Source organism: Prolixibacter sp. SD074 (assembly GCF_009617895.1).
In the GTDB taxonomy this organism is placed as follows: Bacteria; Bacteroidota; Bacteroidia; order Bacteroidales; family Prolixibacteraceae; genus Prolixibacter.
On the sequence record NZ_BLAW01000001.1, the window covers coordinates 3439124 to 3450919 of the forward strand.

Here is an 11796-nt window from a genome sequence, read left to right on the forward strand (position 1 = left end):
AATAAAATAAGGGCATAAAGTAGGTTTTTACTAACAAAAGCTCTAAATTATTGTTTAGGAATACAGGATTATATTTTATAACCTGCAATAACCTTCAAAAATATGGGCAAAAATAAGACAATTGAAGTTTTCGGAACGTTGTCGAAGAGTGAAACTTTATTTACCATCTCCGACAAAACGATTCCAGGAACGCTGGTTTTTGAGTCATTCCAACCTTTTCCCGGCTACTACAACGAAGTTCCAAACGAAGTCAAACCTGTGTACCTTTACATCGGACTGGAGAAAGACTACGAAGTCTTCGAAGTATCAAGAGCATTTCAACATATTAGAAAGACGAAGGGATGGAATTTTGAAGCTGCTTGTGCATCTGTAAAGATTTATGCCAAAACGTTTCATACGTTGCGTTTGCGTCACCTCGACAGCTACGACGACATTAAACCGATCCAGGAGGCATTTGCCGAACTGGGAATTAAACCAAAAACAATTTCCGGTAAATGGAAACAGGAAGAGGGCATCATTAAACTAAAGAAAACATTCTGTATCCAGAAAGTAGCGAAAGGAATATTTATGGACTGTTCGGAAGATTACCATGCCTATATTCTCTTACCTAAATACATGACACCGGAAGAGTTTAACGAGTATAACCAACAGGTTATTTACAACTGGTTTGGCAGTAAGTTCGACTCGGCCAAAGGAGCGTTTTACTATAAATTTAAGTTGCGCGAAATGGTGCGGATTTACTCAAAGAAATTGGACCTAAACTACCTGGAGGATCTTCAGAAACTTTATTTATCGAAGATCAAATAGGTAGCAAGTTGGGGGAAAACAAAAAAGCCTGGCTCACTGAACCAGGCTTTTTGGGTGGAGACGGCGGGGCTCGAACCCGCGACCTCTTGACTGCCAGTCAAACGCTCTAGCCAACTGAGCTACGCCCCCTTTTCTCGCGGAGCAAAAATACAATTTTTTTAAAAGAAACAAATATTATGAGTTGGAATTGGAACTTTTTCTCGTTTGTTTCGAAAAAAATAGATAGAACAATGTGTTTAACGGGAATAAGGAGGTGTATGAAACATTTCAAAATAGGCATTAAAAAACTTTGAATTGAAGATTATTTTTTATCTTTAAACCCTCGAAAAAAGAAGAATAATTTAACTCGGAAATAACTTAAAACTATGGAACCGAAGAAATCACCCAAAGCGGATCTTGAGAACAAGAGGGGTATCTTCGTTCAACTTGGGCTGGTAGTTTCACTGGGTTTGGTACTCCTGGCTTTCAATTGGAACAGTCAGATTAAGGAGGCCACTAACCTCGGACAAGTACAGGCACAGGATGTAGAAGACGAGATGATCCCCATCACGCGGCCGGAAGAAGTTAAACCGCCGCCACCACCTCCACCACCACAGGTTGTAGAGGTACTTAACATTGTGGATAATAACACGGATATTGACGACGAACTGAAGATCGAAGATACTGAGGCCGATGACAATACCGTGGTTAATGTAGCTCCGATTCAACAGCAGAAAGAAGAGAAAACCAAAGAACAACCGGTGTTCTTCATTGTAGAAGACATGCCTGAATTCCCGGGTGGTGATTTGGCACTGCGTAAGTACATTGCCAATGCTATCAAGTATCCGGTTATCGCACAGGAAAACGGTATTCAGGGTAAAGTGTATGTGAACTTTGTTGTGAACACTGATGGTTCAGTAACCGACGCGAAAATTGCTCGTGGTGTTGACCCGTCGCTTGACAAAGAAGCATTGCGCGTGATTAACTCACTTCCGAAATGGAAGCCGGGTAAGCAACGTGGTAAGCCGGTTCGCGTTTCATTTACTGTACCGATCAACTTTGTATTGCAGTAGAGAATTATTTGCAAACGAAATAAAAAAATCCCGGCTGTTATGCCGGGATTTTTTTATGCTCGAAATATGTACTTTTGCACTATGGCAGAATCCTATAACACAGCACAGGAAAAAGAAAAGGCTGTGCTCGTCGGTCTGATTCACTCAAAACAGGATGAACGGCAGGCGAAAGAGTATCTTGATGAACTGGATTTTCTGGCTGATACAGCTGGAGCAGAAGTCCAGGGAAAGTTTTTTCAGCGTTTGGAAGTGCCCAACCCAGCTACGTTTGTAGGACCGGGCAAATTGCAGGAGATCATCGACTTTGTGAAGGTTCACGATATCGATGTGGTTATTTTTGATGATGAGCTGTCGCCAACCCAGTTACGAAATATTGAACGGGCATTGAACCTGAAAATTCTGGATCGGACCAATTTGATTTTGGACATTTTTGCCCGAAGAGCTCAGACTGCCCATGCAAAAACACAGGTGGAGCTGGCACAATATCAGTATATGTTACCCCGGTTGACCCGGATGTGGACACACCTGGAACGGCAACGCGGAGGTATTGGGTTACGTGGCCCGGGGGAAACGCAGATTGAAACAGACCGTCGTATTATCCTGGATAAAATTGCCCGGCTGAAAGCCCAGCTGGAACGAATCGACAAGCAAAAAGCTACCCAGCGCAAAAATCGTGGTAAGATGGTTCGGGTGGCGTTAGTCGGATACACCAATGTCGGGAAGTCGACCATCATGAATATGCTGAGCAAATCGGATGTATTTGCCGAGAATAAACTTTTTGCAACGCTCGATACGACTGTGCGTAAGGTGGTGGTAGGGAACCTTCCATTTTTGCTTGCCGATACGGTTGGTTTTATCCGAAAGTTGCCGCATAATCTGGTCGAGTCGTTTAAATCGACGTTGGACGAGACCCGGGAAGCAGATATTCTTTTGCATGTAGTCGACATTTCGCATCCTGGCTTTGAAGAACAGATCGAAGTAGTGGACGAGACTTTGGCGGAGATTGGCGCTGCGGACAAAACTAAATTTTATGTCTTCAATAAAATCGATGCTTTTTCTTACGTTGAAAAAGAAGAGGATGATTTGAGCCCGGTTACCCGCGAAAACCTGACATTGGAGGATTGGCAGCATTCGTGGATGGCAAAGGATCAGGGGCCATCGATCTTTATTTCGGCCAAAGAGCGGGAAAATGTGGAGGAGTTTAAGAAACTGATTTACGATGAGGTGAAGAAGATTCATGTGACCCGCTTCCCATACAATGATTTTTTGTACGATTACTACCCGGAAGGGGGGTAAGCAGCTGAAATAACAATATAAGAAGGAGGATAATCTTGCCCCGGCTGTTGGGGTAAGTTATCCTCCTTTACTAACTAAAACTAAGCATAAAGCCCATTCGTCATAATCCGGGGCAGTCGGATTTCATCCGGCTGACCATTAACACACTTTTCACGCCGGCACGACTTCCTGCAAAGGCGTAAACCAGGTAAGCATTGTCGTCGTCATCCCAGAGCGGAGAGGGATCAATCAATCCTTTTCCGGCTGTTTAATCCGAGGATATTTTCCACGGTATATTTCTGCTCCTGTTTATTGGTTAACTGATGCGGCCACGAAACGCGTTGCGTTGTATTGGCACCGGTCCCGGTGTTGTGAAATTCAGTGTAGAAAGCCGTTTTGTATCGATCGGTATCATGCCAGTTGCTCCATCCTTCAGGATTGATAAAACGTCCGAGTTCGCAATTCATGAAAACTACCTTCGCATAGGCCCGCCACGGACGGTCCAGGTAAACCTGACTGATTTCGGGGTCTGCGTTGATTTTGCAATTCATAAAAACATACCCGAATGGCTGGCCTTTTGGTGTCCTGGCTGCTGTAATGGAGGATTGCTTTTTACATAGGATATCACAATCATTGAATACAGCGGTGGACGAACCAAAAATGAAATCGGTGGTACCTTCGATGTGACAATTTGTGAAGTATTGCCGGGCATTGTTTTGACAATCGTGTGGGTGTGCCGGATATTCAGCTTTTGGGTCCGTTGGTTGTAAATAACCTTCAGCGGGGCGATATTTTTTTAGCTCACCTACAGCAGTTGTCACGCTTCCTTCATTTTGCATGATATCGGCCACCAGGCTGTTGAGGTAAACTTCCACGTTGGGATATTTATTGAGCAGGAAGCCAACGTGGGTCACCTACCTGGTTGTCCATTAATGTTTGATTGCTGATGGTGAAGCCACCGTTGGCTGCATCGGTATAACCCGGGTCAACGCTGGTGGCATGGATATCGGAATCTGTCAGTGCTACGAAGATATCATTGTGCACAGCCAGTGCAGGCGGAATATGTCCAAAGAATAAAAATCCTGTGGAAGATGGCTTTATTTTGAATATAATTATTCGTTGAAGATTACATTACTTGACAACTCCTTCTTTGATAAGATATTCGGCGATTTGCACGGCATTGAGTGCAGCTCCTTTCAGAATCTGGTCCGAAACGGTCCAGAAGGTCAGTCCTTTCGGATTGCTGATATCTTTCCGGATACGGCCGACAAATACTTCATTTTTTCCCGAAAGGTAAAAAGGCATCGGGTATTTTTTTTCTGCCGGGTTGTCAATAACAACAATACCTTCTGCTTCTTCGAAGGCCCTGTGCGCGGCATCGACAGAAATCTCCTGTTCGGTTTCTACCCAGATAGCTTCGGAGTGAGAGCGCATGACCGGAACACGAACAGCCGTAGCGCTAACCTGTACATCGGAGTGCATGATCTTCCGGGTTTCGTTGTACATCTTCATCTCTTCCTTGGTATAGTCGTTATCGAGGAACACATCAATGTGCGGAATCACGTTATTCACCAGTTGGTACTGAAACTTCTCGACGGTTGCTTCCTGTTTGTTGGCCACCTCTTTGGTTTGCTCTTCCAGTTCCGCCATGCCCGATGCACCGGCTCCGCTGGCGCTCTGGTACGTGGCAATGTGTACCCGGGTGATGTGCGAAAGCTTTTCAACCGCTTTCAGTGCAACTACCATCTGGATGGTTGTACAGTTCGGGTTGGCAATAATGTGTAGCGGCATATTTTTGCAATCTTCCGGGTTCACTTCCGGAACGACCAGCGGGACGTTCTCATCCATACGGAAAGCGCTGGAGTTGTCAATCATTACCGCTCCGTGTTTGGTAATCGTTTCGGCGAAAGCCTTGGACGTGCCTGCTCCGGCAGATGCCAGCGCAATATCGATGTCTTTAAAATCGTCGCCTTCCTTCAGTTCCTTAACGACCAGTTTCTTGCCGTTGAACTCGTATGTCCGGCCTGCACTCCGGGCAGAGCCAAATAATACCAGTTCATCCATTGGGAAATTCCGTTCGGCAAGCACCCGCAGGAACTCCTGTCCAACAGCGCCACTAGCACCAACAATTGCTACTTTCATAATACTACTGAATTTACTAACTTGAATATAACATTGTCTGATTTACTTGTTCGAGACATAGATGCAATGTCAAAATTAATCTTTTTCCTAACGCGAACCTTGCCATGCGATCAACGTTTACGATTATTTTACTTACAATTTGTAAGCTAACGAACCTATTCTCTGCGACATTATTCTACGAAGACTTCGAAAAAGGGCAGCTTGATAGCTGGAATACTTATCAGTCGTGGGCTTTGGATAGCCGGGAAGTCCTGACCGGAAATTACTCGCTGCGTCATTTTGTATTTGGAAAAGGTGGAGAAAGTTATATCAGTCACTCCATTGACGAAATCGATTTGAATGCCGGCACCTTTAGTTGGCGGGTAACCCTTTCCAACGGAGACTGGGCACCTGCCGAAGACGATGCATTTGGTTTTTGGCTTTGTGCCGATACAACAGATTTGTCTGCTGCGTCAGGATATGCAGCTGGGATCAACCTGATGAAGAATGATAATCGGCTGACGTTGGTCCGGTTTCAAAACGGAAAGCCGGTTGAGGAAATATTGAAAACCCAAATGACCTGGGATGAAGGGAAAACGGTAATGCTACAGCTTTCTCACTCACCGGATGGCATCTGGCATTTTTCCTACCGGGACAAAAGCAGGAGTAGCTGGTCAGCACAATACGAGACAGAAGAAGAAACTCCCTCATTAATGGTGCATACTACTGGCGCTTATTTCCGGTTTACCGCGGCACACAGTGGACAATTCTGGCTGGATGATATGGTGATTGATTTTGAGAATACGCTTCCGTTTGTCCGGAGTGTTGCTGGCTTGTCGCCGAATGAAATCAACGTTCAGTTCTCGGAAACGATGACCAATGAAGCACTTCTCGCTGAAAAGTATCGATTAACAAATCGTCAGGGTGAAGCAATCGATATAAAGAATATCGGGAAGAAGGAAGATTATCCGGCAGCTGTTTCCCTGGAAACGGGACCAATAACGGATTGGGATCTAAAACTGGCAGTTAACTCAATTCCTGATGAACAAGGCTCTCTTTCTAATGATACAACCATCACATTCCAGTTTGCATTGCCTGCCCGGATTGGTGATGTGGTTCTCACCGAAGTGATGGCCGATCCGTCTCCGTCGCAGGGTTTGCCCGATGCCGAGTATATCGAACTGTTTAATAATAATGGTTGCCCCGTAACGCTGAATGGTTGGAAGCTTCATATTGATGGTCCGGAAAAGGAATTGCCTGCACTCATCATAGCTCCCGGAAGCTATATTTTATTGGTCGGAACCGGAGACAGCACACTGTTGAGTGATTATGGAGCCGTGTATGAAATTCCCGGGCTTTCGTTGCGAAACAGTGAGTTCGGGCTCTCACTTCAATTCTTGGAAGGTGAACTAATGGATTCGATGCATTACCATAACGATTTATTTAATGCAGAAAAACAGGAAGGTGGTTGGTCGTTGGAAAGAATCGACCCCTATCGGTTATGCGGTCCTTCCGGAAACTGGATGGCTTCGGTGGCATTATCCGGCGGAACACCGGGAACGGCTAATCCTAATCAGTATGCTAATCCGGATGAAATTCCGCCTCAGGCGTTGGGCATCCGGGTAGAATCGGGCCAACAATTGTCCATTTGGTTCAGCGAGTCAATTTCGGCCGTGCCAGATATTTCCTTTCCCAAAAGTGATTTTCAAGCTGACAGCACGAACGTTTCAAATAATAACCAGATCGATCTATTCTTCCCGGAAGGAACATTTCAGGAAGGCGCATCTTATAGGCTTCATCTTTCCGCTTTCGCGGATGAATGCGGCAATCAGGCGGAAGGTGGTGATTACGATTTTACGTACAGGTTTCTGCGGCCGGGCGAGTTGAAATTGAGCGAGGTGCTGTTCAATCCATACCCTGACGGAGTCGACTTTGTGGAGCTTTTCAACCCCGGTCCTGATGCAATTGATCTTGGGGGACTTTATCTTGCGGCCCGGGATGGTTCATTGGCGCTGAAACAGGTTTCGTTAATTTCCGACGTTCCGCGAGTTCTTGATGCAGGGGAATATGTGGTTCTGTCGGTCGACAAAGAATCAATAATAAGTCAGTATTTTACCGAATGCACAGAATGTTTTGTCCAAATGGATAAATTTCCCTCATTGCCGGATGATGCCGGAAAAGTGGTTTTGCTGAACCGCAGAATGGAAGTTTTGGAGGAATTCAGCTATAATCATTCGATGCATCATCCGTTAGTGGCAAATGAATCGGGAGTTTCGCTGGAGCGGAAGAGTTTTTCATGGGAGGTAAACGAACAGAATAACTGGCATTCAGCGGCTGCCACACATGGTTTTGCAACTCCCGGATATGCCAATTCGACGATGACGGAGGAGGAGTCGGTTGCCGAATGGTTGCAGATTGAATCGAAAATTTTCTCACCGAACGATGATGGTTATCATGACCGGTTAATCATTCACCTTTCTCCCGGGGAACCGGGCTGGACCGCCAATATCCGGATATTTGATACGGCTGGCCGGGAAATTCGCCGGCTGAGCAATAATGAACTATTGGCTTCAGCCAGTCAATTGGTGTGGGACGGACGAAAAGAGAACCACCAATTGGCTGAACTTGGGATATATATTATTGCCATTGAGGCCTTCAATACATCGGGTCAAACCAAATCCTTCCGAAAGGCCTGTGTACTAACCGATCGCATCGAATGATATTTATGGACCTTTATATATATTTAAACTCGTTCTAAATCAGTGCTTAATGTATGTTGGACATGAACATTTTCATTAGTTTTAAGACTGAATTAAACCGATCAAAACTATGAAGCGCAGAGATTTCATTCGATCAAGTGTGGGTGCCGGCGTAGCAACCGGAGCTGCCCTGAGTTTAGGCGGGGCCAACAGTTTACTGGGGGCTGAGGCTGAGACAGATTTTGACCTTGTGGCCATTCGCGGAGGAGAGCCTGAAGTAATGTTCGACAAGGGAATTGCTGCACTGGGAGGAATGTCCCGATTTGTGAAGCCCGGACAACGCGTGCTGGTAAAACCGAATATTGGCTGGGACCGGACACCTGAAAGAGCGGGCGATACCAACCCAAAACTGGTAAGGCGAATTATTGAACACTGCCTGGATGCCGGTGCAAAAGATGTCCTGGTATTCGATCATACCTGTCACGAGTGGACCAAGTGCTACCAACATTCAGGAATAGAGCAGGCTGTTGCTGAAGCCGGCGGTAAAATTGTTCCCGGCAACAGCGAAAGATATTATAAGCATGTGGATGTGAAAGGTGGTGTGAAACTGAAAGAGACCGATGTACACGAATTGATGCTCAATACCGATGTATTCATTAATGTTCCTGTTCTGAAGAATCACAATTCGGCCAAGATGACCATTGCCATGAAAAACCTCATGGGATGCGTATGGGATCGTGGTTACTACCATAAGAACGATTTGCACCAGTGTATTGCCGACTTCCTGCATTTCCGCAAACCCGACCTGAACGTGGTGGACGCTTACCGTGTGATGACGCAGAACGGCCCGGTAGGTGTTTCGCTGGATGATTTGGTAACCATGAAGAGCCAGCTCATCTCCACAGATATTGTGGCGATTGATGCGGCAGCCGCCAAGTTTGTCGGCATGGATCCATCCGAAATCAATCACATCAAGCTTGCTAGCGAAGCCGGATTTGGCACTATGGACCTGAGCAAGCTCAAGATAAAACGGATTGTCGTGTAAGACTTTCGCTGCTGAAATTTTTTGATAAATAAGTACATGAAATTATCCATATTAAAAAAAATCAGGGTCGTACTGGCCCTGTTCTTTTTTCTGTTGCTCTCGGCTGTATTTATTGATTTCCGGGGCACCTTTGGCGATGCATTTTATCAGTGGGCTGTTTCACTACAATTTGTGCCGGCTTTGATGAAAACCATTACGGTAGCCGGTGTGGTTGCCTGGGGATTGATAGCTGTGCTGCTGCTCACCCTCTTGTTCGGACGTGTTTACTGCTCTGCCATTTGTCCGTTGGGCATTATGCAGGATGTGGTTTCCTGGGTTTCCCGGAAGGTGAAGAAGAAACACCGTTACAAATTTCGTAAGGCCTGGACTATTACACGATACACCATTCTGGGCTTGTTGTTGCTGGTTGTGCTGTTAGGCGGTATCACCTTGCTAACGGTACTCGACCCGTATAGTTTATTCGGACGAATCGCTTCCTACCTTTTCAAACCGGTTGTGGTTTGGGTAAACAACCTGGGAGCGACAGCGCTTTCATCGGCCGATGTGTATTCAATCCTGTATCAGTACGACCTGGCGCCGGTGCAATGGGCCGTTCTGGGAACCACCATATTGTTTTTCATTCTCATCATTGTTATGGCGTTCAACCGGGGACGTCTTTATTGCAACAGCATTTGCCCGGTGGGAACGGTACTTGGGTTTCTCTCGAAATACTCCCTGTTCAAGATTGAGCTGGATCATGATACTTGCACGCAATGCGGAAAGTGCATGCGGGTTTGCAAGGCCGAATGCATCAATATCAAACACCAGACGATTGACTACAGCCGCTGTGTGGCTTGTTACAATTGCATTGATACCTGTCCGGAAGACGCAGCTGTTTACCGGATTTCCCGGAAAGGGAAAAAAGAGAAGACGGTTGACCTGAAGCCAGCGAATGTGATGGTGGCTCAACCGAAAGGACCGCAAATGAATAAGCGGAGTTTTCTGTTTACGGCCGGGGCCGGAATGGCTGCCCTGGCCGGTGTTGCTTCGGTGAAGAAGGTACAGGCGGCTGCCACTGCCCAGCAAGGCTCAACCATCCATTCCAGCAACGGAGGAAAGATTCCGGAAGACAAAAATTATGCTGTTTCTCCTCCCGGCTCTGAAAGCATTGAACGGTTCAATGACATTTGCACCGGATGTTCATTATGTGTGAGCGCCTGCCCCAGCAAGGTATTGCAGCCTTCGTTTCTGGAATACGGCCTGGCCGGAATGCTGCAGCCGCATATGGATTTCCACGCGGGATTGTGCAACTTTGATTGCACCACGTGCGGTGAAATTTGTCCGACCGGTGCCATCAAACCGCTGACCATGGAACAGAAACATGTGACCCAGGTTGGCAAAGCACATTTCATTAAGGCGAACTGCATTGTGGAAACCGACGGGACCGATTGCGGTGCCTGTTCGGAACATTGTCCGACGAAGGCGGTGCATATGGTTCCTTACGGTGATTTGGTTATCCCCGAAGTAACCGAGGATATTTGTGTTGGATGCGGTGCCTGCGAGCATGCTTGTCCGGTTACGCCGCACAGGGCCATTTATGTCGATGGAAACCCGGTACACCTTGAAGCGAAGAAGCCCGAAACCGAAAAAGCAAAATCGGATTTGAAGGCGGGTGAATTCCCTTTCTAAGTAAAAATGATAAGTCTTTTATCGACAGGGGGGCACAGATGAGGCCTCCTTTTTTATTAACCATTCCATAAAGTCCCGTTGGCGGTTGACTGAGCGGGGCCCACTATTTTTGTTGCTTCGAAACAAACCGTTTATGTGGGCAATCTTTGGCGCGATATCGTCGCTTTTCCTGGGTACGTATGATGTGTTGAAGAAGTGGTCGCTGAGGGGCAACGCGGTGATTCCGGTGCTCTTCTTCTCGACCGTTACGTCGGCACTGCTGTTTGTGCCGCTGTTGTTGCTGTCGCACTTTGCACCCGGTACGTTTGGTCATTCACTTTTTTTCGTGCCGTCGATACCGATTGAGCAGCATGGGTTTATTTTCCTGAAGGCAATGATTGTAACGTCATCGTGGCTGTTTGCCTACTTTGCCATGAAAAACCTGCCCATCACCATTGTGACGCCCATTCGTGCCACTGGCCCGGTTTGGACACTGGTTGGCGCCATCGTTATCTATTCGGAGCATCTTTCGCCCCTGCAGTGGGTGGGGCTGTCGGTTACACTCATTTTCTTCTACCTTTTTTCCCTGGCGGGGAAGACTGAGGGAATTCACTTCCGTACCAACAAGTGGGTATTGTTCATTATTGCCGGAACATTGCTGGGGGCGGTGAGCGGTTTGTACGATAAATTCCTCATTCGCCATTTCGACCGGATGGCCGTACAAGCCTGGTTCTCCATTTACCAGGTGGCGCTGTTGTTGCCGGTACTGCTGTTCCTCTGGTATCCGCGCCGGAAAAAGAACACTCCGTTCCGGTGGCGTTGGAGCATTCCGTTCATCGGGTTGTTCCTCGTTACCGCCGATTTTCTCTATTTCTATGCGCTTTCGCTCGATGGCTCCTTAATCTCGGTCATTTCCGCTTTGCGAAGGGGCGGGGTCCTCATCACATTTGCCCTGGGGGCAGTCCTTTTCCGTGAGAAAAACATACGCCAAAAATTCGTTCTGCTGTTCGGGATCCTCGCTGGTATCCTTCTTTTGCTACTCGGGAGCTGATCTTCTGCCGAAAACATCTGCACATCTTATGTTAGATGTACTTATCTTTCCTAATTCTAATCATGATTATTTTTAGTTTTAATCAGCATTAGAATAACA

General features: G+C 46.6%; 11 protein-coding genes and 1 tRNA gene. 7 read left to right on the forward strand and 5 right to left on the reverse strand.

Going from position 1 to position 11796, the window contains the following annotated elements; genetic code table 11:
• Positions 1–102 precede the first annotated feature (102 nt).
• Positions 103–807, forward strand: coding sequence for a hypothetical protein (locus GJU82_RS14745; RefSeq protein ID WP_153632847.1), 705 nt, complete (start codon positions 103–105; stop codon positions 805–807).
• 55 nt (positions 808–862) lie between these two features.
• Here GJU82_RS14745 and GJU82_RS14750 read toward each other — a convergent pair.
• A tRNA-Ala gene (locus tag GJU82_RS14750) sits at positions 863–936 on the reverse strand.
• 236 nt (positions 937–1172) lie between these two features.
• Between GJU82_RS14750 and GJU82_RS14755 the strand changes: the two genes are divergently transcribed.
• A complete protein-coding gene (locus tag GJU82_RS14755) occupies positions 1173–1859 on the forward strand; it encodes an energy transducer TonB (RefSeq protein ID WP_153632848.1) in 687 nt (228 codons plus the stop codon).
• Between the two features lie 81 nt (positions 1860–1940).
• Positions 1941–3155 carry a GTPase HflX gene (gene hflX, locus GJU82_RS14760; protein ID WP_153632849.1) on the forward strand — a complete coding sequence of 405 codons (1215 nt, stop codon included), beginning with the start codon at positions 1941–1943 and terminating at the stop codon, positions 3153–3155.
• A 100-nt stretch (positions 3156–3255) separates the two neighbouring features.
• Here hflX and GJU82_RS17715 read toward each other — a convergent pair whose 3' ends face one another.
• The 4 genes from GJU82_RS17715 to GJU82_RS14775 all read right to left on the reverse strand — a co-directional run bounded on the left by GJU82_RS17715 (position 3256) and on the right by GJU82_RS14775 (position 5276).
• Entirely contained in the window at positions 3256–3387 is a 132-nt protein-coding gene (locus GJU82_RS17715; RefSeq protein ID WP_255473991.1) for a hypothetical protein, read from the reverse strand.
• A complete protein-coding gene (locus GJU82_RS14765; protein WP_153632850.1) occupies positions 3380–4009 on the reverse strand; it encodes a pectinesterase family protein in 630 nt (209 codons plus the stop codon). The genes GJU82_RS17715 and GJU82_RS14765 overlap by 8 nt, the downstream gene beginning before the upstream one ends.
• Positions 4010–4019: 10 nt before the next feature.
• Positions 4020–4178 (reverse strand): DUF5123 domain-containing protein, encoded by a 159-nt coding sequence (locus GJU82_RS14770; protein WP_228488715.1) that lies wholly within the window; start codon positions 4176–4178, stop codon positions 4020–4022.
• 87 nt (positions 4179–4265) lie between these two features.
• On the reverse strand, positions 4266–5276 hold the full coding sequence (locus GJU82_RS14775; RefSeq protein WP_153632852.1) for an aspartate-semialdehyde dehydrogenase: 1011 nt from the start codon (positions 5274–5276) through the stop codon (positions 4266–4268).
• A 104-nt stretch (positions 5277–5380) separates the two neighbouring features.
• Between GJU82_RS14775 and GJU82_RS14780 the strand changes: the two genes are divergently transcribed.
• From GJU82_RS14780 to GJU82_RS14795, 4 genes are all read left to right on the forward strand, one after another.
• A complete protein-coding gene (locus tag GJU82_RS14780; protein ID WP_153632853.1) occupies positions 5381–7975 on the forward strand; it encodes a lamin tail domain-containing protein in 2595 nt (864 codons plus the stop codon).
• A gap of 109 nt (positions 7976–8084) precedes the next feature.
• Positions 8085–8999 carry a DUF362 domain-containing protein gene (locus tag GJU82_RS14785; protein ID WP_153632854.1) on the forward strand — a complete coding sequence of 305 codons (915 nt, stop codon included), beginning with the start codon at positions 8085–8087 and terminating at the stop codon, positions 8997–8999.
• Positions 9000–9035: 36 nt separating this feature from the next.
• Positions 9036–10667 carry a 4Fe-4S binding protein gene (locus GJU82_RS17790; protein WP_153632855.1) on the forward strand — a complete coding sequence of 544 codons (1632 nt, stop codon included), beginning with the start codon at positions 9036–9038 and terminating at the stop codon, positions 10665–10667.
• Between the two features lie 133 nt (positions 10668–10800).
• Positions 10801–11697 (forward strand): EamA family transporter, encoded by an 897-nt coding sequence (locus GJU82_RS14795; protein WP_153632856.1) that lies wholly within the window; start codon positions 10801–10803, stop codon positions 11695–11697.
• The last annotated feature ends 99 nt before the right edge of the window (positions 11698–11796 follow it).